The sequence below is a fragment of the Streptomyces sp. CNH189 genome (assembly GCF_000527195.1).
In genome coordinates this window covers 83084-107872 of sequence record NZ_AZUS01000007.1, presented here as the reverse complement: position 1 = coordinate 107872, position 24789 = coordinate 83084, and the positions used below count along the sequence as shown (strand labels likewise).

Annotated in this window: 24 protein-coding genes; 12 read left to right on the top strand and 12 right to left on the bottom strand. The window is 74.0% G+C overall.

Annotated elements, in window-relative coordinates:
• Window positions 1-72 precede the first annotated feature (72 nt).
• The 3 genes from B100_RS0112010 to B100_RS0112000 are packed head-to-tail and all read right to left on the bottom strand — an operon-like array spanning window position 73 to window position 2164.
• On the bottom strand, window positions 73-825 hold the full coding sequence (locus B100_RS0112010; RefSeq protein ID WP_024884682.1) for a methyltransferase domain-containing protein: 753 nt from the start codon (window positions 823-825) through the stop codon (window positions 73-75).
• On the bottom strand, window positions 822-1442 hold the full coding sequence (locus B100_RS0112005) for a DUF2064 domain-containing protein (protein WP_024884681.1): 621 nt from the start codon (window positions 1440-1442) through the stop codon (window positions 822-824). Before B100_RS0112005 ends, B100_RS0112010 begins: the two co-directional genes overlap by 4 nt.
• Window positions 1439-2164, bottom strand: a complete 726-nt coding sequence (locus B100_RS0112000; protein WP_024884680.1) for a glycosyltransferase family 2 protein — start codon at window positions 2162-2164, stop codon at window positions 1439-1441. The genes B100_RS0112005 and B100_RS0112000 overlap by 4 nt, the downstream gene beginning before the upstream one ends.
• Before the next feature lie 104 nt (window positions 2165-2268).
• On the opposite strand from B100_RS0112000, the gene B100_RS0111995 reads away from it, so the two are divergent.
• Entirely contained in the window at window positions 2269-2988 is a 720-nt protein-coding gene (locus tag B100_RS0111995; protein WP_024884679.1) for a response regulator transcription factor, read from the top strand.
• 2 nt (window positions 2989-2990) lie between these two features.
• Window positions 2991-4103 (top strand): sensor histidine kinase, encoded by a 1113-nt coding sequence (locus B100_RS0111990; protein ID WP_024884678.1) that lies wholly within the window; start codon window positions 2991-2993, stop codon window positions 4101-4103.
• A gap of 303 nt (window positions 4104-4406) precedes the next feature.
• Here B100_RS0111990 and B100_RS0111985 read toward each other — a convergent pair whose 3' ends face one another.
• From B100_RS0111985 to B100_RS0111975, 3 genes are all read right to left on the bottom strand, one after another.
• Entirely contained in the window at window positions 4407-5396 is a 990-nt protein-coding gene (locus B100_RS0111985) for an NAD-dependent epimerase/dehydratase family protein (RefSeq protein WP_024884677.1), read from the bottom strand.
• 103 nt (window positions 5397-5499) lie between these two features.
• Complete coding sequence (locus B100_RS0111980) at window positions 5500-6906, bottom strand: sensor histidine kinase (RefSeq protein WP_037722612.1); 1407 nt, start codon at window positions 6904-6906, stop codon at window positions 5500-5502.
• Window positions 6907-6944: 38 nt separating this feature from the next.
• A complete protein-coding gene (locus tag B100_RS0111975) occupies window positions 6945-7634 on the bottom strand; it encodes a response regulator transcription factor (RefSeq protein WP_024884675.1) in 690 nt (229 codons plus the stop codon).
• A gap of 289 nt (window positions 7635-7923) precedes the next feature.
• On the opposite strand from B100_RS0111975, the gene B100_RS0111970 reads away from it, so the two are divergent.
• The 4 genes from B100_RS0111970 to B100_RS0111955 all read left to right on the top strand — a co-directional run bounded on the left by B100_RS0111970 (window position 7924) and on the right by B100_RS0111955 (window position 11464).
• Window positions 7924-9081, top strand: a complete 1158-nt coding sequence (locus tag B100_RS0111970; RefSeq protein ID WP_024884674.1) for an ABC transporter ATP-binding protein — start codon at window positions 7924-7926, stop codon at window positions 9079-9081.
• Window positions 9078-9770, top strand: a complete 693-nt coding sequence (locus B100_RS0111965; RefSeq protein WP_024884673.1) for an ABC transporter permease subunit — start codon at window positions 9078-9080, stop codon at window positions 9768-9770. Before B100_RS0111970 ends, B100_RS0111965 begins: the two co-directional genes overlap by 4 nt.
• Window positions 9767-10432: an ABC transporter permease gene (locus tag B100_RS0111960; protein WP_024884672.1), complete on the top strand. Its 666-nt coding sequence runs from the start codon at window positions 9767-9769 to the stop codon at window positions 10430-10432. Before B100_RS0111965 ends, B100_RS0111960 begins: the two co-directional genes overlap by 4 nt.
• 75 nt (window positions 10433-10507) lie before the next feature.
• Window positions 10508-11464 (top strand): ABC transporter substrate-binding protein, encoded by a 957-nt coding sequence (locus B100_RS0111955; protein WP_024884671.1) that lies wholly within the window; start codon window positions 10508-10510, stop codon window positions 11462-11464.
• A 239-nt stretch (window positions 11465-11703) separates the two neighbouring features.
• Here the strand turns inward: B100_RS0111955 and B100_RS0111950 are convergent, their stop codons facing one another.
• The 5 genes from B100_RS0111950 to B100_RS0111930 are packed head-to-tail and all read right to left on the bottom strand — an operon-like array spanning window position 11704 to window position 16559.
• The gene (locus tag B100_RS0111950; protein ID WP_024884670.1) at window positions 11704-12300 is read right to left on the bottom strand and encodes an ATP/GTP-binding protein; all 597 of its coding nucleotides are present in this window, start codon (window positions 12298-12300) and stop codon (window positions 11704-11706) included.
• The gene (locus tag B100_RS0111945) at window positions 12287-12640 is read right to left on the bottom strand and encodes a DUF742 domain-containing protein (RefSeq protein ID WP_024884669.1); all 354 of its coding nucleotides are present in this window, start codon (window positions 12638-12640) and stop codon (window positions 12287-12289) included. Before B100_RS0111945 ends, B100_RS0111950 begins: the two co-directional genes overlap by 14 nt.
• A gap of 1 nt (window position 12641) precedes the next feature.
• Window positions 12642-13073: a roadblock/LC7 domain-containing protein gene (locus B100_RS0111940; RefSeq protein ID WP_024884668.1), complete on the bottom strand. Its 432-nt coding sequence runs from the start codon at window positions 13071-13073 to the stop codon at window positions 12642-12644.
• 22 nt (window positions 13074-13095) lie between these two features.
• Window positions 13096-15510 carry a nitrate- and nitrite sensing domain-containing protein gene (locus tag B100_RS0111935; RefSeq protein ID WP_024884667.1) on the bottom strand — a complete coding sequence of 805 codons (2415 nt, stop codon included), beginning with the start codon at window positions 15508-15510 and terminating at the stop codon, window positions 13096-13098.
• A 50-nt stretch (window positions 15511-15560) separates the two neighbouring features.
• Window positions 15561-16559: a substrate-binding domain-containing protein gene (locus B100_RS0111930; RefSeq protein WP_024884666.1), complete on the bottom strand. Its 999-nt coding sequence runs from the start codon at window positions 16557-16559 to the stop codon at window positions 15561-15563.
• A gap of 409 nt (window positions 16560-16968) precedes the next feature.
• On the opposite strand from B100_RS0111930, the gene B100_RS0111925 reads away from it, so the two are divergent.
• The 4 genes from B100_RS0111925 (at window position 16969) to B100_RS0111910 (ending at window position 21718) form a co-directional block, all read left to right on the top strand.
• Window positions 16969-17616, top strand: coding sequence for a ScbR family autoregulator-binding transcription factor (locus B100_RS0111925; RefSeq protein WP_024884665.1), 648 nt, complete (start codon window positions 16969-16971; stop codon window positions 17614-17616).
• 40 nt (window positions 17617-17656) lie between these two features.
• Window positions 17657-18835, top strand: coding sequence for a damage-control phosphatase ARMT1 family protein (locus B100_RS0111920; RefSeq protein WP_024884664.1), 1179 nt, complete (start codon window positions 17657-17659; stop codon window positions 18833-18835).
• A gap of 95 nt (window positions 18836-18930) precedes the next feature.
• Window positions 18931-21087 carry a germacradienol/geosmin synthase Cyc2 gene (gene cyc2, locus B100_RS0111915; RefSeq protein ID WP_024884663.1) on the top strand — a complete coding sequence of 719 codons (2157 nt, stop codon included), beginning with the start codon at window positions 18931-18933 and terminating at the stop codon, window positions 21085-21087.
• Window positions 21088-21148: 61 nt separating this feature from the next.
• The gene (locus B100_RS0111910) at window positions 21149-21718 is read left to right on the top strand and encodes a PDZ domain-containing protein (RefSeq protein ID WP_024884662.1); all 570 of its coding nucleotides are present in this window, start codon (window positions 21149-21151) and stop codon (window positions 21716-21718) included.
• Here the strand turns inward: B100_RS0111910 and B100_RS0111905 are convergent.
• On the bottom strand, window positions 21711-22466 hold the full coding sequence (locus B100_RS0111905; RefSeq protein ID WP_024884661.1) for a metallophosphoesterase: 756 nt from the start codon (window positions 22464-22466) through the stop codon (window positions 21711-21713). The genes B100_RS0111910 and B100_RS0111905 overlap by 8 nt on opposite strands.
• A 195-nt stretch (window positions 22467-22661) precedes the next feature.
• Between B100_RS0111905 and B100_RS0111900 the strand changes: the two genes are divergently transcribed.
• Entirely contained in the window at window positions 22662-23789 is a 1128-nt protein-coding gene (locus B100_RS0111900; RefSeq protein WP_024884660.1) for an aminopeptidase P family protein, read from the top strand.
• Between the two features lie 49 nt (window positions 23790-23838).
• Window positions 23839-24786, top strand: a complete 948-nt coding sequence (locus B100_RS0111895; protein ID WP_024884659.1) for an aminoglycoside phosphotransferase family protein — start codon at window positions 23839-23841, stop codon at window positions 24784-24786.
• Window positions 24787-24789: the final 3 nt, after the last annotated feature.

The window sequence follows — 24789 nt, the reverse complement described above, 5'->3', positions numbered from 1 at the left end:
GTGCCCGGGCCCCGGGCTCCCGGCTCCCGGAGCTGGAAGGCCGGGACCCCGGAGGCCGGGCGTCCGGTCTGGCTAGCGGGCGCCGGTCCTCGCCGTGTCGGTGGGCCCCGGGGCCGGGGCGCGGAGGGTTGCGAAGGTGCGGGTGGGGGTGGACCACCGGTCCTCCGGGTGCCAGCCGCCCGCCCGGGCGTGGCGCAGCAGTGCCGGAGTGCCGAGGCGGGCCCAGGGGAAGAGTTCGCCGGGGCTGCCGTGGGCGTCGGTGACCTGGACCAGGATCCGTTCGTCCACCTCCGGGTCCGGCACCGTCTCGACGATCAGCAGACCTCCCGCCGTGAGGACCCGGGCCAGCCGGTCCAGCAGCGCGGCCGGGTCGCCGCCGATGCCGATGTTGCCGTCCATCAGCAGGGCCGTGTCCCAGCGCCCGGCGCCCGGCAGCGGGCCGAAGACCGAGGCCGGCACCGCCTGCCCGCCGCGCCGGACGGTGTGCGCGACCGCGGCCTCGCTGACGTCGATGCCGAGGGCTCGGCGCCCCTGCGCGCCGAGCGCGGCCACCAGCCGTCCGGGGCCGCAGCCCACGTCCAGCACCGCGCCCTCGCAGCGCCCCAGCACCTCCAGGTCGGCCGCGTCCGGCTCCGCGCACCAGCGCTCCACGTCCAGCGGCAGCAGCCGGCCGTCGGACCGGCGCAGGAACAGCGGGCCCCGCCCTGCGCGCAGGGCGTCGGCGTAGGGGTCGGCCGACCAGGCGCGGTCCGCGGCCGGAGCCGGACGGCCGGTCGTGCGCTGCGGTCCGAGGCGGGGCGTCGTCGCCACCCGTGCCCCGCTCACCGGCGGGCCGCCGTCAGCTCGGCCAGCACCGCGGCGAACCGGCCGCCCGGCGCCGCACCGGCGACGGCCGCCGCGTCCCGGGCCGTGTCGACGTCCCGCAGCAACGGCAGGTCCCGTACCCGCAGGCCGTCCAGCCGCCGCCGCTGCGCGGCCCCCGTGTCCGGCCGTGACATGGGCACCCCGCGCAGCAGCCCAGGGTCGGGTGCGGCCAGGCCCAGCGCCCAGAAGCCGCCGTCCGCGGCCGGGCCGAACCAGGCGTCGCAGTCCGCGAAGTCCACGGTGAGCAGCTCCGGCGTCACCTGCGGGGTGTCCATCCCGATGAGCAGCGCGGGCCCGTCGCACCCGGCGAACGCGGCGGCCAGCCGCTCGTCGAGACCGCCCGCGCCCTGCGGTACGACCTCCACGCCGGCCGGCAGCCACGGTCCCGGCGCCCCGTCCAGCACCAGCACCCGGCGTCCCGCGGGCGTGCGGGCGACCACGTCGAGGGTGTCCGCGAGCGCGGCCTCGGCGAGCGCCGCCGCCTCCTCGGGCGTGAACGGCGGCGTCAGCCGGGTCTTCACCCGGCCCGGCCGGGGCTCCTTGGCGATGACGAGCAGCGTGAGCGGGGACGACGTCACGAGGCCACCCCCTCGCGCGCGGCGGGCTCCTGGAGCACCCGGCTCATGTCCCGTACCGCCTGGAAGGTGCCGCGCCAGGTGCCGGTCACCTTGGAGGCACCGGTGCGCGGCGTGTACGGCACGTCGTGCTCGGTGATCCGCCACCCCGCGTCGGCGGCGCGCACCACCATCTGCAGCGGGTAGCCGCTGCGCCGGTCGGTCAGCTCCAGGGCGAGCAGCTCCTCGCGCCGGGCCGCCCGCAGCGGGCCGAGGTCGCGCAGCCGCAGTCCGGTGCGCCGGCGCAGCAGCCGGGCCAGGGCGACGTTGCCGGCCCGGGCGTGCAACGGCCAGGCGCCCCGCCCCCGCGGCCGGCGCCGGCCCAGGACCAGGTCGGCCGCGCCGGTGCGGACCTCGTGGACGAACGGCACCAGGTCCGCCGGGTCCAGCGAGGCGTCGCAGTCGCAGAAGCAGACGACGTCGGCCGTGGCGGCGCTCAGCCCGGCGTGGCACGCGGCGCCGAAACCGCGCCGCGCCTCGTGCACGACGGTGGCGCCGAACTCACGGGCGACGCGGTCGGAGCCGTCCGTGGAGCCGTTGTCGACGACGAGCGCGCGCCAGCCGGGCGGGATCCGCCGCAGCACCCACGGCAGCGCCGCGGCCTCGTCGAGACAGGGCAGGACGACGTCCACGGACGCCGGGCCCGGTGGTTCCGGGGAGGAGGGGGAGGAGGTCACGGCTCTCACCTTACGAACGCCAAACGGACATTCCGGGCAACGCCTCCTTACGAAACACGGACGTCGGCGCCCGCCCGGCCGGTTCGCGCGCGCCGGGTGCGACGCTGGACGGCATGGATCAGCCACCACCGACCGGCGAGGCCGGAGCCCGGGTCCTCGTCGTCGACGACGACCCCACCGTCGCCGAGATCGTCACGGGCTACCTGGACCGCGCCGGCTACGTCGTCGACCGGGCCGGCGACGGCCCCGACGCGCTCGCCCGCGCCGCCGCCCACTGGCCCGACCTGGTCGTCCTCGACCTCATGCTGCCCGGCATGGACGGCCTCGAGGTATGCCGCAGGATGCGCGGACAGGGGCCCGTGCCGGTCATCATGCTCACCGCGCGCGGCGACGAGGACGACCGCATCCTCGGCCTGGAGGTCGGCGCCGACGACTACGTCACCAAGCCGTTCAGCCCGCGCGAGCTGGTCCTGCGCGTCGAGTCCGTGCTGCGCCGCACCCGTCCCGGGCCGGCCGCGTCCGGGCTGCTGCGCGCCGCCGGCCTCACCGTCGACCCCGCCGCCCGCCGGGCCACCAAGAACGGCGCCGAGCTCGCCCTCACGATCCGTGAGTTCGACCTCCTCGCGTTCCTCCTGGCCCATCCGGGGCGGGCGTTCGCGCGGGAGGAGCTGATGCGGGAGGTGTGGGGCTGGGACTTCGGCGACCTGTCCACCGTGACCGTCCATGTACGGCGGCTGCGCGGCAAGGTCGAGGACGACCCGGCGCGGCCCCGGCTGATCCAGACCGTGTGGGGCGTCGGCTACCGCTTCGACCCCGCGACCGGGGAGGCGTGACGATGCGGGACACCCTGCTCATCGCCCTGTTCGCGTTCCTCGGCGCCGCCACGGCCGGCGTGCTCGGCGCGGGCGTGCTGCTGCTGATCCGGCGCCGGTCGCTGACCGCGCACCTCGCGGTCGTCGCCGCCGTCGCGGTCACCGCCATGTTCGCCGGCACGCTGGCCGTCGCGCGGGCGATGTTCCTCTCGCCGCACGATCTGAGCGTGGTGACCACGGTCGTCGCCATGGCCGCCGTGGTCTCCCTGGTCACCGCGCTGCTGCTGGGGCGCTGGGTCGTCGCCCGCAGCCGGGAACTCGCGCTCGCCGCGCGCTCCTTCGGGGACGGCGGTGAGTTCGCCGCGCCCGACGGGCCGGCCACCGCCGAACTCGCCGCGCTGAGCCGGGAACTGGAGGCCACCAGTGTGCGGCTCGCCCAGTCACGGGACCGGGAGCGGGCCCTCGAGTCCTCCCGGCGTGAACTCGTCGCCTGGATCTCCCACGACCTGCGCACACCGCTCGCCGGACTGCGCGCCATGGCGGAGGCGCTGGAGGACGGCGTCGCCGCGGACCCCGACCGCTACCTGCGGCAGATCCGCACCGAGGTGGAACGCCTCAACGACATGGTCGGCGACCTGTTCGAGCTGTCCCGCATCCACGCGGGCACGCTGAAGCTGTCCCCCGTCCGGATCAGCCTCTACGACCTGGTCGGCGACGCCCTCGCCGGCGCGGACCCGCTCGCCCGCGAGCACGGCGTACGGCTGGTGGGTGACGGGGTGGAGCCGTTGCCGGTGGAGGTGGACGGGCGGGAGATGAGCCGGGTGCTGGGGAATCTCCTGGTGAACGCGATTCGCCGGACTCCGGCGGACGGCACGGTGGCGGTGGCCGCGCGGCGGTCGTCCGAGGGGGCGGTGGTGGTGTCCGTGACGGACGGGTGCGGGGGCATTCCGGAGGAGGATCTGCCGCGGGTCTTCGACACGGGGTGGCGGGGGACGCATGCGCGGACGCCTCCGGCGGGGGCGGGGCTCGGGCTTGCGATCGTGCGGGGGATTGTCGAGGCGCACCGGGGGACGGCGTCCGTCCGTAACGTCAGGGGAGGGTGCCGGTTCGAGGTGAGGTTGCCTGCGGAGGCTTGAAGGGGGGTGCGCAGTTCCCCGCGCCCCTGGGAGGGCTTGTGCCCGTGGGGTTCGTTGGTGGGTGCGGGTGGGTGGGGGTTTGTCGCGCAGTTCCCCGCGCCCCTGAGGGGGTGGGGGTCGGTGTTGTCGTTCGGGCGCGGCGGCGTCGTGGCTGGGTGCGCAGTTCCCCGCGCCCCTGGGAGGACGTGTGCCCGTGGGGTTCGTTGGTGGGTGCGGGTGGGGTGGGGGTTTGTCGCGCAGCTCCCCGCGCCCCTGAGGAGCGGTGGTTGGGGTTGGTGCCTGGGCGCGCTGTTCACCGTGCCCCTACAGGGCGCTTGCGAACTCTCTCATTCCTTCCTCGAAGGTGATCTCCGGCTTCCAGCCCAGGTCCGCTCGTAGGCGGGTCGAGTCCGCGGTGATGTGGCGTACGTCGCCCAGGCGGTACTCGCCGGTCACGACGGGGGGCGGGCCGCCGTGGGCCTCGGCGAGGGCGTGGGCCATCTCGCCGACCGTGTGCGGTGTGCCGCTGCCCGTGTTGTAGGCGGTGAGGGCGCCGGCGGGCGGACCCGCCTCCAGCGCCGCCACGTTGGCCGACGCCACGTCGCGGACGTGCACGAAGTCCCGGCGCTGGCCGCCGTCCTCGAAGACCCGCGGGGCCTCGCCACGGGCCAGGGCCGAGCGGAAGAAGGACGCCACCCCGGCGTACGGGGTGTCCCGGGGCATCCCCGGTCCGTACACGTTGTGGTAGCGCAGCGACACCGCCGAGCCGCCCGTCGCGCGGGCCCACGCGGCGGCCAGGTGCTCCTGCGCCAGCTTGGTGGTGGCGTACACGTTGCGCGGGTCGGCCGGGGCGTCCTCGCCGACCAGGCCCGGCTCCAGGACGGCACCGCACACCGGGCACCGGGGCTCGAACCGCCCGGCCGCCAGGTCCTCCTCGGCGCGCGGCCCCGGCCGCACCACGCCGTGCCCGGCACAGACGTAACGGCCCTCGCCGTACACCACCATCGAGCCGGCCAGCACCAGTCGCGGTACGCCCGCGTCGGCCATCGCGGCCAGCAGGACGGCCGTCCCCAGGTCGTTGCGTGAGACGTACTCCGGCGCGTCGGAGAAGCCCGTGCCGAGGCCGACCATCGCCGCCTGGTGGCAGACGGCGTCCACCCCGTCGAGCGCCGCGCGCACCGCGCCCGGTGAGCGGACGTCCGCCGCCGGATCGGTACGGACGTCGAACACCACCGGTTCGTGCCCGCGCTCCCGCAGCGCCGTCACGATGGGGGACCCGATGAACCCGGCACCGCCGGTGACCAGTACGCGCATGCCCACACGCTATGCCCGCCCCCGCCCCCGCACCGGCTCCCCGCCGGGCACGTCACGGGTCCGTAAGACCCGTGGGCCGCCGGCCGGGTGGGCGCCCGGGACCTCAGCGCACCCCTCGCAGCGGCAGCCGTACGGTGAAGACCGTCGCCCCCGGCTCGGCGGTCAGGGTGATGTCGCCGCCGTGGGCCAGGACCAGGGAGCGGGCGACCGACAGGCCCAGGCCGCTGCCGCCGCGGTCCCGGCCGCGGGCCTTGTCGACGCGGTGGAAGCGGTCGAAGACCCGCTCCCGGTCCTCGGCCGGGATGCCGGGGCCCGCGTCGGCGACCCGCACCAGGGCCGCGTCAGCGGAGACCGAGACCTCGACGGACACCGGGGTGCCGGCCGGAGTGTGCACGGCCGCGTTGGCCAACAGGTTGTCCAGCACCTGCCGCACCCGCTGCGGATCGAGGGGCAGCACCAGGGCGCCGGGGGTCCTGGCCGTGACCGTGAGCGGATGCGCCGGGCGCGCCGCCCGGAACGCGTCCGCGGCCTGCCGCACCAGTTCCGTCAGATCCGTGTCGGCCGGACGCAGCGGCGCCTCCGCCTCCGCCGCGTCCAGCCGGGCGAGCAGCAGCAGGTCGTCCAGCAGGACACCCATCCGCGCGGCCTCGGCCCGCAGCCGGGCCAGATGCCGCTCGCGCTCGGCGGGTTCGTTCGCGGCGGCGTACTGGAACAGGTCTGCGTAGCCGCGCACCGACATCAGCGGGGTGCGCAGTTCGTGCGAGGCGTCCGCGACGAAGCGGCGCAGCCGCTGTTCGGCCCGCGCGCGGACCGCGAGCGAGTCGTCGATGTGCTCCAGCATCGTGTTGAACGCCGTGCGCAGCTCCGCCACCTCGCGTCCGCCGTCGCGTCCGTCCGCGCGCAGCGGCAGCCGGGCCGCCGACTCGGTCAGGTCGTGCGAGGCGATGCCGTGCGCGGTGTGCGCCATGTCGCTCAGCGGTTTCAGCCCGCGCCGCAGCATCCGCCGCCCGAACACCACCAGCGCCGCCAGCGCGAGCGCGAACACCACCACCTGCACGGTGACCAGCCGTTCGACGGTCTTCTCGACGTCCTCCACGGGGGCGGCGCTCACCAGCACCACCCCCGGCTCCACCTCGCAGCCGCGCAGCCGGTACGTACCCTCCCCGTCGACCCGCGCGGTGCGCATCAGTTCCGTGTCGGAGTGCGCCATCGCCCGTGCGAGGTCGGCCAGCGGGCCGGTGTCGGCGGGGACGTCGGCGGGCCGGCGCAGACGGACCGCGTCGCCGGTGACGTCGTACACCGCCGTGTACCAGCCGTAGTACGGCTTGCGCCGCACCGTGCCGTGCGCCGCCGCGTCCTTGGCCTGCACGGTCTGGATCAGCTTCAGCTGGTCGCCGAGCTGCTGCTGGAGATAGTCCCGCATGTAGGCGGTGAGCGCCGTGCCGACGACCGCGAACACCGCCAGCGACAGCACCCCGAGGCCCAGCGCCAGCCGGGTGCCCAGCCGCATCCGCCGGTGGACGTCCCGCAGCCGTCGGGCCGCCGCCCTCACTCCGCCGCCTGCCGGATCACGTACCCGAAGCCCCGCACGGTCCGGATCAGCGGCGCGCCGGTGGCGTCCAGCTTGCGCCGCAGCCGGCTGACCACCAGCTCCACCACGTTGGCCCGGCCGCCGAAGCCGTACTCCCACACGTGGTCCAGGATCTGCGCCTTCGTCAGCACGGTCGGCGAGCGGCGCATCAGGTAGCGCAGCACCTCGTACTCGGTCGGGGTGAGCGCCAGCAGGTGCTCGCCACGCCGCACCTCCCGGGTGTCCTCGTCCAGCGACAGGTCCCCCACCCGCAGCACCGACCGCTGGAAGTCCGGGCCCGCGCTGCGCCGCAGCACCGTGCGCAGCCGCGCCATCAGCTCCTCCACGGCGAACGGCTTGACCAGGTAGTCGTCGCCGCCCCGGGTGAGCCCGGCCACCCGGTCGGCGACCCCGTCCCGGGCGGTGAGGAACACCACCGGCACCATCCGCCCCGAGCTGCGCAACCCGTCCAGCACCCCGAAGCCGTCGACGTCCGGCAGCATCAGGTCCAGCACCACGATGTCCGGGCGGAACGCGGCGGCGCGGCGCAGCGCCTCCTCGCCCGAGTGGGCGGTGACCGCCTCCCAGCCCTCGTACCGGGCGACCGTCGCCACCAGGTCGGCTATCGGAGGGTCGTCGTCCACCACGAGTACGCGCACTCTGTCCACGCGCCCATACTGCGGCACGGCATCGCCCGCGCCCGAGGCCCCCGCACGACCGGAGCCCGATCGACAGCGAACCGACAGCGAACCGACAGGACGCGGGCCGCCGCCCGCACGGAGCGGGTGGTTTGCCCCGCCGGGATCCGGGCAGGTGCCGACCTGGCCTTGGGCCGCCCCGCCGCCGGGGTCCCGTGACACCCGGGGCGTCGTCGGTGCCGCCGTCTACACTCGACCGGCACGCGGCGCGGTCGACTCCGGCCGACCATCCTCAGCCACCCGAAGGGCAAGCGGCGTCTTGATACGGATCGACTCAGTCACGAAGCGGTACCCGGACGGCACGGTGGCGGTCGACCGGCTGTCGCTGGAGATCCCCGACCGCTCGATCACCGTCCTCGTCGGACCCTCGGGCTGCGGCAAGACGACCACCCTCCGCATGATCAACCGGATGGTCGAGCCCACCGAGGGGACGATCCTCCTCGACGGTGAGGACGTGCAGCGGCAGCCGGTCACCACCCTGCGCCGCTCCATGGGGTACGTCATCCAGAACGCGGGCCTCTTCCAGCACCGCACGATCGTCGACAACATCGCGACCGTCCCCCGCATGCTCGGCTGGGGCAAGCAGCGCGCCCGGGAGCGGGCGGCGGAGCTGATGGAGCGGGTGGGCCTCGACACCTCGCTCGCGAAGCGGTACCCGTACCAGCTCTCCGGTGGCCAGCAGCAGCGCGTCGGGGTGGCGCGGGCGCTCGCCGCGGATCCGCCGGTGCTGCTGATGGACGAGCCGTTCTCGGCCGTCGACCCGGTGGTCCGCAAGGGACTCCAGGACGAACTGCTGCGCATCCAGGACGAACTGGGCAAGACCATCGTCTTCGTCACCCACGACATCGACGAGGCGGTCAAGCTCGGCACCATGGTCGCCGTGCTGCGCGAGGGCGGCCGGCTCGCCCAGTACGCCCCGCCCGCCGAACTGCTGTCGAACCCCGCGGACGGTTTCGTCGAGGACTTCCTCGGCGCCGACCGGGGCATCCGCCGGCTCTCCTTCTTCACCTCCGGCACGCTGGAGCTGACCACCGACGCCGTGGTCGCGGCCGACGCCCCCGCCGAACGCCTCACCGCCCCCAAGGCCCCGTACCTGCTGGTGACCGATGCCGACGGCCGCCCGCTCGGCTGGCGCGAGCGCGGGAGCACCGGCGACTCCGGCCCGCTCCTGCCCTACGGGCGCCCGTTCCGGCCCGGTACGGACTCGCTGCGGGTCGCGCTCGACTGCGCGGTCCTCTCGCCCACCGGCTGGGCGGTCGCCGTGGACGGCGACGGCCGGGTGACCGGGGTGGTCTCCCAGCAGACCATCGGCGAGGCGGTCCGTGCCGCCCACACGGCGGCCGGCACCGCATCCGCCGGGGCCGCGCCGGAAGCCCCCGCGTCGGCGCGCGGCGAGGACGAGAAGGTCGCCGGATGAGCGGCTTCTTCGACATCCCCAGCGACCTCCAGCACAGCTGGGCCGGCCTGATCGGGCTGCACCTGCGCGAGGCCCTGCTGCCGGTGGCCGCCGGGCTGCTCCTCGCGCTGCCGCTGGCGTTGTTGTGCGGCCGGTTCCGCTGGCTGTACCCGCCGGTGCTCGGTGTGACGACCGTGCTGTACGCCGTGCCGTCCCTGGCGTTCTTCGTCGTGCTCATCGACTACACCGGCCAGACCGAACTGACCGTGATGATCCCGCTGGCCCTGTACAGCCTGGTGGTGCTGGTCCCGGCGATCGTCGACGGTGTGCGCTCGGTGTCCGACGAGACCCTCGCCGCGGCCACCGCCATGGGCTTCGGTCCCGTACGGCGCTACGTACAGGTGCAGTTGCCCATCGCCGCGCCCGCGATCATCGCCGGGCTGCGGGTCGCCACCGCGTCCAGCATCTCCCTGGTGAGCGTCGGCGCCCTCATCGGCAACCAGGGCGCCCTCGGCAACCTGCTGGCCGCCGCGCAGAAGTACGACCGGCCCGAACTCGCGATGAACGCCGTGCTCACCACCGCGGCCCTGGCGATCCTGTGCGACGTCGCGCTGGTCGCCCTGCGCCGGGCGCTGACGCCCTGGATGCCCGGCCGGAAACCGGCCGCGCCGCCGCGTGAGGAACTCCTCGCGAAGGGTGCCGTCCGGTGAACGTCCTCAACTTCGTCCAGGCGTTCTTCAGCGACAACGCCCACTGGCACGGCTACGACGGCATCCCCACGCGCTTCGTGGAGCACGTCCAGTACTCGCTGCTGGCCCTCGCGATCGCATCCGCGATCGGCCTGCCCGTCGGGCTGCTGACCGGTCACACCGGACGCGGCGGCAACGCGATCACCTTCGTCGCGAACGCGGCCCGCGCCCTGCCCAGCTTCGGACTGCTGGTGCTGGCCGTGCTGCTCATCGGCTTCGGGCTGCTGCCCGTCATGATCCCGCTGGTCGTGCTGGCCGTCCCACCGATCCTGGTGACCACGTACGAGGCGGTCCGCACCGTCGACCCGGCGCCGGTGGACGCGGCCCGCGGCATGGGCATGCACGAGTCGCGGATCCTGTTCCGGGTGGAGGTGCCGGTGGCGCTCCCGCTGATCCTCGGCGGTCTGCGGACCGCCGCCATCCAGATCGTGTCGACGGCCACCATCGCCGCCTACGTCAGCCTCGGCGGGCTGGGCCGGTACATCATCGACGGGCTGTACCAGCGCGACTACGAGAAGGTCGTCGGCGGTGCGACGCTGGTGGCGGTTCTGGCGCTGGTCACCCTCGCTCTGTTCTGGGCCGCGGGACGGTTCGCGGTGTCGCCCGGAGTGCGCCGCCGCTGACATTCGATCGGCTGTGCGACAAACGTAACCCCAACGGTCTTGACCGACCGTGAAACGGCTGGATTGGATCGGTTAATGATTTCCACGGCGAAGAGCTGCAGACCCACCAAGAGGCACACCGGGGCGGCGGCCGTCGCGCTCGCCGCCGCGGCGGCGCTGCTCGCGGGCTGTTCCTCCGGTGACACCTCCGAGAACCCGCTCGACGGCGAGAAGGCGGACGCCGGCACCGTCGTCGTCGGCTCGAACAACTTCGCCGAGTCCACCCTGCTCGCCGACATCTACGGCGAGGCGCTTCGCGCCAAGGGCCTGAAGGTCACCTACAAGCACAACATCGGCAGCCGTGAGACCACGTACGGCCTGATGAAGAACGGCTCGGTGACGGTCCTTCCGGAGTACAACGGCTCCCTCCTCGCCTACCTCGACGCCGACGCGGAGCAGACCTCCGCCGACGCGGTCAACGAGGCGGCGAAGGCCAAGCTGGACAAGCAGCTGACGCTGCTGGAGTCCTCGCCGGCCGAGGACAAGGACTCGGTGAGCGTCAACGCCGCTACGGCGAAGAAGTACGGCCTGACCGCCGAGTCCACGCTCGCCGACCTCAAGGACGTCGCGCCCGAGCTGGCGATCGGCGGCTCGCCCGAGTTCCAGACCCGGCAGCAGGGCCTGAAGGGCCTGGAGGCGGTCTACGGGCTGAAGTTCAAGACCTTCAAGGCGCTGGACGCGGGCGGCCCGCTGACCCAGGCGGCCCTCGCGCAGAACGAGGTCCAGGCGGCGGACGTCTTCACGACCGACCCGACGATCGTGAAGGAGAAGTTCGTCGTCCTGAAGGACCCGGAGAACCTCTTCGGGTTCGCCAACGTCACCCCGCTGGTCCGCAAGGACGGGCTGTCGCAGGAGGGCGTCGAGGCCCTGAACGCGGTCTCCGCGAAGCTGGACACCAAGACGCTCCTCGACCTGGACGCCCAGGTGCAGCTGGAGAAGAAGGACCCGCTGGACGTGGCCAAGGCCTGGCTGAAGTCCGCCGGTCTCGCCTGAGGCGCGCCGTGGGGTGCGGCGGCAGCCGCACCCCACGGGTGCTCACCCGGCCGGCACCCTGCGGGTGGGCTCCTCCGGCCGGCATCCTGTGGGTGCGCTCACCCGGTCGCGTCCCACGGGCGGGCTTTCCCGGTTGGCACCTCGTGGGTGCGTTGATCCGGCCGCACCCTCCATGGGTGCGTTGATCCGGCCGGCACCCTCCGCGGGTGCTTTCATCCGGCCGTACCCCGTGGACACGCTCAGCCCACCGTGGCCGCCTGCGCGATCAGCAGGTCGATGAGCGCGATCAGCACGTCCCGGGAGGACTCCCGCTCCCGCGCGTCGCACAGCAGCACGGGCACCTCCACGGGCAGCGTCAGCGCCTCCCGGATGTCCTCCGCCGGGTACGGGTGCTCGCCGTGGAAGCCGTTGACGGCGACCACGAACGGGATGCCCCGCCGCTCGAAGAAGTCGATCGCGGCGAAGCTCGACTTGGGCCTGCGCACGTCGACCAGGACCACCGCGCCCAGGGCGCCGAGGGCCAGGTCGTTCCACATGAACCAGAACCGCTGCTGTCCCGGCGTGCCGAACAGGTACAGCACCAGGTCGTCGGAGACGGTGATCCGGCCGAAGTCCATCGCGACCGTGGTGACACGTTTCTCCTCCACGCCGTCCAGGTCGTCGACGTCCAGCCCCGCCATGGTCAGCGACTCCTCGGTGCGCAGCGGCCTGATCTCGCTGACCGAGCCGACCATGGTCGTCTTGCCCACGCCGAAGCCGCCGGCGATCAGGATCTTGACCGTGTCGGGCGCTCCGCGGTCCGCGGACGCCCGGGCGGTGGTGTCAGAGCCGGCCAAGGCCCTCCCTCACTTTCTGCAGCAGGTCCGGATCCGGAGTGGTGACGGAACGCGGCGCGCGGGCGGTGATCCGGCCCGCCTCCAGCAGGTCGCTCAGCAAGATGACGACCACGCTCACCGGCAGGTCGAGCCGCGCGGCGAGCTCGGCGACCGCCACCGGCTCCGCGCACAGCCGCAGGATCCGCGTGTGCTCCGGCTGCGGCCGGGCGGCCGTCTCCGGCTGCGGGTCCACCGCCGTCACCGTCGTGATGAGCGTGAAGTCGGCGCGGCTCGGCCGGGTGCGGCCCCCGGTCAGGGTGAACGGCCGTACCAGCCGGCCCGCCGAGTCGCTGCCGCCCACGTCACACGCCTGGGTCGACGGCGGGACCGCCGGCGTCCCGGGGGGCCGCGCTGAGGTGCTCGCCGATCTTCTTCACCAGCATGTTCATCTGGTACGCCACCACGCCGACGTCCGCCTTCGGACCCGTCAGCACCACCAGGTGGGCGCCGGGCCCGGCCGAGGTGAGGATCAGGTAGCTGTGCGCCATCTCGATGAGCGCCTGGCGCACCGGGCCGCCGCGGAAGTCCATGCTGACGCCCTTGCTGAGGCTCATCAGACCGGACGCGGTGGCGGCCAGGCGTTCGGCGTCGTCGCGCAGGAAGCCGGTGGACTTGCTGACCACCAGGCCGTCCTCGGAGAGGACCACGGCCTGGTTCACGTCGGCGACCCGTTCCACGAGTCCGGTCAGCAGCTGGTCGAGCTGGGTGTGGGTGGCGGGCAGGGGGCGTGTCATGGCGGTGTTCCTTCGTCGGCGTTCAGCGGTCGGCGTCAGCGGTCGGGGTCGGGTGCCCGGGGGAGGAGGCGGGCACGCGCGGTGGCGGGTCCTGCGGGGTGTCCTCGTGGTCCGGCTTCCCGTCCGGCGCGGCGCGGTCATCGCCCTCTGGCCCGCCGACGGCGTCCCGGGCCTTGGACGTGCCGCGCTGGAAGCCTCCGAGGGAGGAGGCGGCGCGCTCCGCGGTGAACTCCTCGTCGGACGCGTCCTCGGGCTCCCGCGAGGGCGCCGGTTCCTCGAGCAGTTCGGCGGCCAGGCTGGTCTGCGGCACCCGGCGGGGAAGCGGGGCGAGCCCGCCGGAACCCGGGACGGCCGCGTCGTTCTGCCGCGCGGGCACGAACCGTTGCGGGGCGGCGGTCCGGGGCACGGTGGCCGGAGCGGCGGTGTCCGCCGCCGCACGGGCGGGGCGCGTCTCCGGCCCACCGTCCACGTCGTCGGGCTTCGCGGCGCCCGCCGTGCCGTCGGCGGCCTCGGCGTCGCGGACCACGACGTCGTGGGGGACCAGCACGATCGCGGTCGTCCCGCCGTACGGCGACGGGCGCAGGGTGACGGTGACGCCGTGCCGGTGCGCGAGCTGGGAGATCACGAACATGCCGAGGCGCAGGTCGTCGGCGAGCGCCACCACGTCGAACTGCGGGGGCCTGGCCAACTGCCCGTTGAGGGAGTCGTAGTCCTCCTCCGACATGCCGAGGCCCCGGTCCTCGACCTCCACGGCGAGGCCCTTGGCGACCATCGCCGCGCGCACCGTGACGGGACCGGGCGCCGGCGAGTACACGGTGGCGTTGTCGATCAGTTCGGCCAGCAGGTGGATCACGTCGGCGACCGCCGGCGGGGCGAGTGCCACCTCCTCGTCGGTGAACACCTCCACCCGCTGGTACTCGGCCACCTCGCCGACGGCGCTGCGCAGGATGTCGATCAGCGCGACCGGTTCGCTCCAGGTCCGCCCCGGACGCTCACCGCTGACGATGACCAGGTTCTCCTCGTACCGGCGCAACTGGCTGGCGGCGGAGTCCAGTTCGTACAGGCCCTTGAGGACCTCGGGGTCGGTGTGCCGGCGCTCCAGCGCGTCGAGCTTGCTGAGCTGGAGGTTGACCAGGTTCTGGCTCTGCCGCGCGATGCCCAGGATGATTTTCTGGAAGCCGCGCCGGGTGTCGGCGAGTTCCACCGCGGTGTGCACGGCCGTGCGCTGCGCGGTGTTGAACGCCTGTGCCACCTGCCCGAGTTCGTCGTGGCCGTAGTCCAGGGGAGTGGTCGCCGACTCCGCGTCGACCTTCTCGCCCCGCTCCAGGCGCGCCACCACGTCGGGCAGCCGCTCCTGCGCCAGGCCCAGGGTGGCGAGCCGCAGCCCGCGCAGCCGGCGGGACAGCGAGCGGGTGATGCGCCAGGACAGCCCCACGCACAGCAGCAGCGCGAGCAGCCCGGCGGCGCTCAGCGACGCGGCCGTCACCAGCAGGCTGCGGGCCTCGTCGGCGCTGCGGGTGAGCAGCGCGTCGGTCTGCTCCCGGATCATGGTGCTGTAGCGCGGGGAGACCGTGTCCATGGCCTCGTCCCAGCGGTCCTTCAGGTCCGGCACTTCCATCTCACCGGCCTCCCCGTCGGCCGGGGTGGCCAGCACCTGGTCCTCCACCGCCTCCAGCGCCCGCCACGCGGGGCTCTGCAGGATCTCCTCGGCCTGCGTCTTGATGCCGCCGCTGAGCGACGGCACGATCTGGTCCCCGACCAGCCAGCGCCGGGTGTGCACCAGCGCGGCGAACTCCTGCCGGCGCTCGGCGTCGAGACGGCCCGACGGCCACGCCAGGGTGAGCAGCGCGTCCTCCCGGGAGACCAGCTCCGCCGCGTGCTCCAGCGACACCAGCGGCTGCGCCTCGGAGGTCAGGTCTCCGTCGTCGACCTGGGACAGCTCCTGGAAGGCGTGGATCTGGTCGTCGATGATCGAGGTGTACTGCTCCAGCGCCTCCTCCGCGGTGATGTCGCGGGGGCTGTCGACCTGGTCCCGGTAGTACTCCAGGCTGCCCACCGAACCGAGCACCGAGTACAGCCGGTCGGAGACGCGCGCCGGCGCCTCGGCGATCGCGTCGGCCTGTCCCATCAGCCGCGCCACCGACCGGTCGGTGGTCCGGCGCTGGGCGTCGAGCGCGGACCGCGAACCCCCCGGCCCGGCCAGCCAGGCCGCCGTCAGCCGCCGCTCCCGCTGCAGGGCGAGCGTGGCGTGGGTGCCCATCGCGCCGGTGTCACGGCTCAATTGCGTCTGGGACCGCAGCTCCAGACCCTCCGAGAACATGCGGATCGTCGTCAGGCCCCACAGGGCCGCGAGGGTGACGCAGGGCACCAGGGCGAGCAGGATCAACGAAAGGCGTATGGAGCCGAGACGGCGCCGGGCACCTGTCCGAGAAGACATCGTGGTCCTAGAGCGGTCGGGTGAGGGGGACGGTACGCACGGGTGGCCTGTCAGCGGGTTCCGTCGGCGGCGAACCGGGCGACCGAGTCCGCCTGCGTCTTGGTGACGAACGCCGGCCCGGTCAGGACGGGCGCGATCCCGCCGCCGCTGACGTTGCCGTTGGTCCGGTACAGATGCAGCGCGTCCACGGCGAGGTAGCCCTGCAGGTAGGGCTGCTGGTCGACGGCGAACCGCACGTTGCCGCCGCGCACGGCGTCCACCAGGTCCTCGTTGAGGTCGAACGTGGCGACGGCGGCGTCGCTCTCCGCCTCCGCCGCCGCCTCGACCGCGGTGAGCGCGACGTCGGCCCCGTTGGTGACGACCTGATCGATGGTCGGGTCCTGGCGCAGCCGGGCCGTGACGATGCCGGAGACGGCCCGCTCGTCGGTGCCGTCCACGTAGAGGTTCTCGGTCGTGCCGCGGAACGTCTTCTTCACCCCGGCGCAGCGGGCCTCCAGGCCGACGTTGCCGCGCTCGTGGACGACGCACAGGGTGTGCTTGGCCTTCAGGTCGTTCAGCTTCTCGCCGACGGCCCTGCCCGCCAGGCTCTCGTCCTGGCCGAAGAAGGCCAGCAGTCCGGCCTTCTTCCACGCGTCGAGGCCCGAGTTGAGCCCGACCACGGGGATGTCGGCGGCCCGCGCCTCGTTGACCGGGCCCTTCATCGCCTGCGGCTTGGCCAGGGTCAGCGCGATGCCGTCGACGCCGTCCCGGACGGCCTGGCGCACCAGGTCCGCCTGGCCCGCCGCGTCCGGGTCGCTGAGGTAGGTCAGCTCGATGCCGTCCCGGGCGGCCGCCGCCTCGGCGCCCTTGCGCACCCGGTCCCAGAAGACGTCACCCTCGCTGCCGTGGGTGACCAGGGCGACCCGCATCCCTCCGGAGCCGCCCGTCGCGTCCGAGGGCCCCTCGTCCGTCGCGGAGACGGAGCAGCCGGCCGTCAGCAGACCGATGGCGACCGCCACGGCCGCCGTACGGCGTCTCGGGATGCGGCGGGACGGGGGACGAGTGTTCATGAGGAGCGCGGACCTCGCTGTGCGGCAGAGCAAGTGCAGGGGAGAGCACGGGGGTCCGGACCGCCGCAGCGTGCGGCCGACCGGGTGACTCTCGCTGGCCGGAGCCAACCGCGTGGAACCACTGGTCGTCAAGTGAACAGCCACGCGAAGTGAGGCGTCGCTGCCGCATTGTGATGAACCGTGAGCAGAGGCGGTGCGGGTGTGCGCCCTCCGCTCCGGGCGGCCCGGCACGGCGTGCGGAGACCCGGCGCGCTGTTTCGTTCTGCGGCATACGCCGCTTTTGCCTCCCTTGTTCAACTGCGCGCGCCCGACGGGGTGATGATTGCCCGCGGACAGTGAGTTATCGTGTACAGGGCGTTAAAACAAACGGCATGGACCGTCGCTTTCCGGCCACACAGGAGTGCAGTCGATGGCAAGGCAGGTACGCGCCGAGAAGACGCGCGCGACGATCATCACGGCCGCCGCCGACCTGTTCGACCGGCAGGGCTACGAATCGACCAGTCTCAGCGACATCGTCGAGCACGCCCGGGTCACCAAAGGGGCGTTGTACTTCCACTTCGCCGCGAAGGAGGACCTCGCCCACGCCGTCCTCGAGCTCCAGTCCGCGACCTGCCGCCGGCTCGCCCGGGACACCGCGACCCGGGGCCGCACCTCCCTGGAGTCGCTGATGCGCCTGACCTTCTGCGTGGCCAGGATGTCCGCCGAGGACCCGGTGCTGCGGGCCGGGCTGCGCCTGGCCACCGGCGGCACCCGGCCGCGCCCGCCGCTCAGCCACCCCTTCACCGAATGGCTCGACATCGTCACGGCCCGGCTTGAGGGCGCCGTCGAGGAGTCCGACGTCCACCCGGACGTCGACATCGACGCCGTCGCCCACTCCCTCGTCTGCTTCTTCGTCGGCACCCGGGTGGTCGGCCGGACCCGGGAAGACGTCACCCGCCAGCCCCGCCGCACGGCCGAGATGTGGCAACTCCTCGTCCGCGGTCTGGTCCCCGTGACCCGCCGCGCCCGCTACCTCTCCCTCGCCGCACGGCTGGAACGGGAGATCGCACCGCTGTGACACCCGGCGCGCCGTGCGCCCCCGGGTTACGGTGAGCCCCATGTCCGACACCCCCGCCGCCCCCGTGATCGTCGCCGACGAGCCCGGCACCTTCCCGCACGGCGTGCTGGCCGAGCGGCATCCCGCGATCCTCCGGCAGATCGCCGAGGCCCTCCCGTACGGGCCCGATCAGCGACGCGCGCTCGACGCCCTGCTGGCGAACTGCACCGAGGGCACCGTCACCCCCCTGCCCGCCGACGCCCACGACCGCGACCGCTGGGCCGCCTGGGGCATGGACGCCCACGCCGGCCGCTCCTGGTACGACGTGCCCTGGCTGTGGTCGGAGAGCTGGTTCTACCGGCAACTGCTCCATGCGGTCGGCTACTTCGCACCAGGCCCCTGGCAGGGCATCGACCCCTTCCGCCCCGCCAAGCTCGCCGAACTCGACGCCCCCGCCACCGACGAGGAACTGGCCGCGCTCGACGACCTCGAGGGCCGCCCCGAGGACGAGCGGGCCCGCGCCCTGCTGCACGGCTCCCTCTGGGGCAACCGCGCCGACCTCGGCTTCCGCCTGTCCGACGAGGGCGCCGAGGAGACCGCCGCCGTCCCCGCGCTGGTGGCCGACGACAGCGAGCGCCTGTGGGCGCTGCTCGACGGCTCCCCGGCCGGCGCCCTGTGCCTGGTCGCCGACAACGCGGGCCGCGAACTCGTCCCGGACCTGCTGCTGATCGCCCACCTGCTGGCCTCCGGTCGCGTCGCCCGCGCGGTGCTGCACGTCAAGCCGTACCCGTACTACGTCTCCGACGCCACCACGGCCGACGTCCTCGACGCGGTGCACCGGCTCACCGGCGCCAAGGGGGCCGCCGGGGCGTACGGACAGGGCCTGCGCGCCGCCCTGACCGACGGCCGGCTCGTCCTGCGCGCCCACCCCTTCTCCTGCGCGCCCCTGCCGTACGCCGACATGCCGGACGACCTGCGCGCCGACTTCGCCGCCACGACCGTCACCGTCCTCAAGGGCGACCTCAACTACCGCCGCCTCGTGGGCGACCGCTACTGGCCCCCGACCACCCCGTTCTCCGACGTCACCGCCTACTTCCCGGGACCGGTCGCCGCCCTGCGCACCCTGAAGTCCGACGTGATCACCGGACTCGCCCCGCAGACGGAGGCGGCGCTGGACGCGGAGGAGGGCGGGCGCTGGCGCACCGGCGGCACCCACGCGCTGGTCCAGGTACGGACCTGAGCCGCCACCTCCCGTTTCCGGGCACGGTTCACGCGAAGGTGTGATCACGAAGCGGCCGGCGGATGCGGCCGGAGCGGCGCGGGTAGCCCCCGGCCATGACGCAGCCCTTCGAACTCCCGCACTTCTACATGCCGCACCCCGCGCGCCTCAATCCGCACGTGGACCAGGCCCGGGCCCACTCCACGGCCTGGGCGCGCGAGATGGGCATGCTGGAGGGCAGCGGGGTCTGGGAGCAGGCCGATCTCGACGCGCACGACTACGGCCTGCTCTGCGCCTACACGCACCCCGACTGCGACGGCCCCGCGCTGTCCCTGATCACCGACTGGTACGTGTGGGTGTTCTTCTTCGACGACCACTTCCTGGAGAAGTACAAGCGCACCCAGGACCGCGTCGGCGGCAAGGCCCACCTGGACCGGCTGCCGCTGTTCATGCCCCTGGAGCCCGGGGCGCCCGTCCCCGAGCCGGAGAACCCGGTCGAGGCGGGCCTCGCCGACCTGTGGGCGCGCACCGTGCCGGCCATGTCCGCGGACTGGCGCCGCCGCTTCGCCGTCGCCACCGAGCACCTCCTCAACGAGTCCCTGTGGGAGCTGTCCAACATCAACGAGGGGCGGATCGCCAACCCCGTCGAGTACATCGAGATGCGCCGCAAGGTGGGCGGCGCCCCCTGGTCGGCCGGACTCGTGGAGTACGCCACCGCGGAGGTGCCGCCCGCCGTCGCCGGGACCCGCCCGCTGCGGGTGCTGATGGAGACGTTCTCCGACGCCGTGCACCTGCGCAACGACCTGTTCTCCTACCAGCGGGAGGTCGAGGACGAGGGCGAGCTGAGCAACGGCGTCCTCGTCCTGGAGACCTTCTTCGGCTGCACCACCCAGGAGGCCGCCGACCTGGTCAACGACGTCCTCACCTCGCGGCTGCACCAGTTCGAGCACACGGCCTTCACCGAGGTCCCCGCCGTCGCCCTGGAGAACGGGCTCACCCCGCCCGGGACCGCGGCCGTCGCCGCGTACGCGAAGGGCCTGCAGGACTGGCAGTCCGGCGGCCACGAATGGCACCTGCGCTCCAGCCGCTACATGAACGAGAACGCCCGGCCCGGCGCCTCCTGGCAGTCCCTCACCGGCCCCGGCACGTCCGCCGCCGACGTCGGCGCGCTGCTGGCGAGGGCCGGCGCGGAGCGGCTGCGCCCCTACCGGCACGTGCCGTACCAGAAGGTCGGGCCGTCGGTCATCCCGGACATCCGGATGCCGTTCCCGCTGACCCTCAGCCCCGCCCTCGACGGATCACGACGGCACCTGCTGGAGTGGTCGCACCGCATGGGCATCCTCAGCGAGGGCGTCTGGGACGAGGACAAGCTCGCCAGCTGCGACCTGCCCCTGTGCGCGGCGGGCCTGGACCCGGACGCCACCCAGGAACAGCTCGACCTCGCCTCCGGCTGGCTGGCCTTCGGCACCTACGGCGACGACTACTACCCGCTGGTCTACGGCCACCGCCGGGACCTGGCCGCCGCCCGGCTGACCACGGCACGCCTGTCGGCCTGCATGCCGCTGGACGGCGAGGAGGTCCCGCCCCCCGCCAACGCCATGGAGCGGTCCCTGATCGACCTGTGGGCCCGCACCACGGCCGGCATGACCCCCGAGCAGCGGCGGCCCCTGAGGGCGGCCGTCGACACGATGACCGAGTCCTGGGTGTGGGAGCTGTCCAACCAGATCCAGAACCGCGTCCCGGACCCGGTGGACTACCTGGAGATGCGCCGCGCCACCTTCGGCTCCGACCTCACCCTGGGACTGTGCCGCGCCGGACACGGACCGGCGGTCCCGCCCGAGGTCTACCGCACCGGCCCGGTCCGCTCCCTGGAGAACGCGGCCATCGACTACGCCTGCCTGCTCAACGACGTCTTCTCGTACCAGAAGGAGATCGAGTTCGAGGGCGAGATGCACAACGCCGTCCTCGTCGTGCAGAACTTCTTCGGCATCGACTACCCGACCGCGCTGTCCGTGGTCGCGGACCTGATGAACCAGCGCATGCGCCAGTTCGAGCATGTGGTGGAGCATGAACTGCCCGTGGTCTACGACGACTTCCAGCTGTCGGAGGAGGCGCGGACGGTCATGCGCGGCTATGTGACCGACCTGCAGAACTGGATGGCGGGCATCCTCAACTGGCACCGCAGCGTCGACCGGTACAAGGACGAGTACCTCTCGGGCCGGGTGCACGGCTTCGTGGCCCACCGCTCACCGGCACCCCCCGTTCTCGTCTGACGGCCGGCCCCGACCTCGGGCGGTCCCCCTGACGGCCGGCACGTCCGGCGGAGGCGACATCATGGAACAACCTGTACTGCGGCCCCGGCCGATGCCGGGGGACCGGGTCGGGCCGCAGCAGTCTCCCGAGCCGGCCCCTCCCGGGGACGGCACGTCGAAGCGGCCGAGGCGGCTGCTGCCCGCGCTGCTGGGCACGGCGGCGGGCCTGGTGCTGCTGCTGGCCGGCGTCGGTCTGGGCGTGCTCGGGGCCACGCTGGCCGGCGGGGGAGGGCTCGCCGAACTGACGCGGCAGGCGGGCCTGTCTCCGGCCGCCGGGGCGTCCTCTCCCAGCGCGCCGGCACCACGGCAGGCACCGGCCGCACCCGTCGCCGCCCGGCTCGGCGTGGAGGTGGCCGACGACAGTGGACCGGGCGCCCTGGTGGTCGGCGTGCACGTCCCCGGGCCCGGCTCCGCCGCCGGTCTGGAGCAGGGCGACCTGCTGCTGGCCTTCGGGTCCACCCGCGTCGACTCGGCCGCCGACCTGGCCCGCGCCGTGTCCCGGGCACGCCCGGGCGACGAGGTGAAACTGACCGTGCGCCACCCCGGCGGCGGTTACCGGCAGCTGACGGCCGTCCCCGGCATCCTCACGTGACCACCCGGAAGTGGCTGGTCAGCCGCCCCTCGTCGTCCAGCACATGGAAGGCGAGCCCGACCGGGGCGTCCCGGTCGGCCGGCTGCTCGCCCTCCCAGGGAAGCCGCAGCGTCCAGGTCACACCCGGCGCCACCAGCACCGGCCGGCCGGTGAACGTGGTGGCGGCGGGGGTGTGGGCATGACCGGTGATCAGCGCCACGACCTCGGGGTGGCGCGCCAGCAGCCCGGCCAGCCGCTCCGGCTCGCGCAGGGGATACGCGTCGGGCAAGGGGTGGTGCAGCGGCACCGGCGGGTGATGGAAGGCGAGCAGCGCCGGAAGTCCCGCGTCGAGCCCGTCCAGGGTGGACCCGATCCAGGCGACGGTCGCGTCGTCCAGGGCGCCCTCGTCCTCGCCCGGAACGCTCGAGTCGCACATCAGCACGGCGGCGCCGTCCAGCACCCGCACCTCGTTGACCGGCCCGTCCGCGGGCGGCAGACCCAGCAGCGCCTTGCGGTACGGCCCCCGGCTGTCGTGGTTGCCCGGACAGGTCAGCACGGGGAACGGGGCGTGTCCGTCGCGCAGCCCGAGCAGGGCGGCGGCCTCCTCGTACTCGGTCTCGGTGCCGTGGTCCGCGATGTCACCGGTCACCAGCAGCGCGTCCGGCGGGACCGGCAGCCCCCACAGGTGGTCGCGCACCCTGCGGGCCCGCTCCGTCGCCCGTGCGGTGCCGTCCAGGTGCAGGTCGCTGATGTGCGCGAGTACGAGCACGGTCGTAAGCCTCCTCGGCCGAGCCGTTAATGGTTGACCGTGATCCAAGCATTAGGCCGGGGTGTGGGGCAACGGGGTGCCCGCCGGCCGGGTGCGGATCGGCGGGACGAACACCGCGAACCGGCTCGCGCCGCACCCGTCCGGCGGGCAGGATGCTGCCCGTAGCCCCGACGTCCGCCCTGGGAGGCACCCCGGATGACCGGCACCGCGCCCGCGTCCTTCACCACCGACGACTACGCAACCCGCATGGACCGGGCGGCGCGGCAGGCCGCCGACGCGGGACTGGCCGGACTGCTGGTCGCCCCGGGCCCGGACATGGTGTGGCTCACCGGGTACACGCCCCCCGCCGTCACCGAACGGCTCACCCTGCTGGTCCTGGCCGCCGGACGGGAACCCGTGCTGGTCGTGCCCACCCTGGAGGCACCCGACGCCGAGCGCGCCGCCGGCGCTCCCGCCCTCGCCCTGCGCGACTGGACCGACGGCAAGGACCCCTACGCCGCCACCGCCGCCCTGCTGGACGCCGAGGGACGGTTCGGCGTCAGCGACAACGCCTGGGCCCTGCACCTGCTGAGGCTTCAGCAGGCACTGCCCCGCACCGCCTACGTCTCCCTCACCGAGGCGCTGCCGATGCTCCGCGCCGTGAAGGACCCGGCGGAACTGGACCGGCTCGCCGCGGCAGGTGCCGCCGCCGACGCCGCGTTCGAGGAGATCAGGAACGTCGCCTTCGCCGGCCGCCTCGAGTCCGAGGTGGCCGCCGATCTCGCCGGTCTGCTGCGCCGCTTCGGCCACTCGCAGGTCGACTTCACCATCGTCGCCTCCGGACCGAACGGCGCCAACCCGCATCACGAGGCCGGCGACCGCCGCATCGGGCGCGGCGACATGGTCGTCCTCGACTTCGGCGGGCTGAAGGACGGCTACGGCTCCGACACCTCCCGCACGGTGCACGTCGGCGAACCCACCGAGGAGGAGCGCCGGGTGCACGACCTGGTGCGCGAGGCGCAGGAGGCGGGCTTCCGCGCGGTACGGCCGGGGGCGGCCTGCCAGGACGTCGACCGGGCGGCCCGCGCGGTCATCGCCGACGCCGGGTACGGCGAGTACTTCGTCCACCGCACCGGGCACGGTATCGGCGTCACCACCCACGAACCCCCGTACATGATCGAGGGCGAGGAGCAGCCGCTCGTCCCCGGCATGTGCTTCTCCGTCGAACCCGGCATCTACCTGCCGGGGCGGTTCGGAGTGCGCATCGAGGACATCGTGACGGTCACCGAGGACGGCGGGCGGCGGCTGAACGACACCACGCGGGAGATGGTCATGGTGGACTGAGCGGCCCCTCCCGTCCCTCCCTGCCTCTCCGAACGGCAATGGCGCGACCATGACCCAGGCACCGACACCCACCGCGGACACCGTCCGCCGACTGGCCCGAACCCTGCTCAAGGACGGCGGGCAGACCGGCGACGCGACCTCCGCCGAGCCCGACCTCAGGCCCGTCGAGGGGGCAGGGTCCACCACGTGGTGGGTCGGCACCCGGCATGTGCTGCGCCTCGCCCCGGACCGTGCGGCGAGCACCCGCCGCCGCCGCGAGCTGAGGCTGCGCGAGCTGGTCCGCCCGTACGTCCCGGTGGCGCTGCCCGTCGGGGTGGCGCAGGCCGAGTGGGCGCCCGGGCTGCTGTGCACCCTGGACACCCGGCTGCCCGGCGGGACGGCGGAGGAGAACAGGGTGTCCGCCGTCGGTGAGACCGACCTGGCGGGACTGCTCACCGGGCTGCACCAGGTGCCGGCCCGGCAGGCCGAGGCACTGGGCGTGCCCCGGGTGCCGCCGCGGTCCCTGGAGGCACTGCGCCGGGCCGGCGCGGAGGCCGCCGAACAACTCGCCGAGGCCGACGAGTTCGAGGCCGGGCGGCTGCGCCAGTTCACTCCGGCCGCGACGGTCCAGCTCGCCGCCCAGGCCGGCTCGGCGGTCCTCGTCCACCACGCGTTGACCGGAGGGAACCTCGTGGTCGGCGCGGACGGCCGGGTGCGCGGCGTCCTCGGCTGGGACGCGGCGGTGATCGGCGACCCGGCCGAGGACATCGCGGGACTGGCCCGCGCGCTCGGGGCCCCGGCCGCCGTCCGCGCCGCCACCCTCGCGGGCTACGGCGCCCGCCCCTGCCTGCGCGGCCTGTGGCTCGCCCGCTGCGACTGTGTCGTCCAGCTCGCCGAGGCCCTCGCCCATGACGCCAAGGCGTTGCTGCCTCTCCTCCGCACCCGCCTGCGGCGCGCCTGGGAACCCATCATGCTGGAACGCGTCACGGATCTCAGAGACAGCGACGCAGCCCCGTGACCG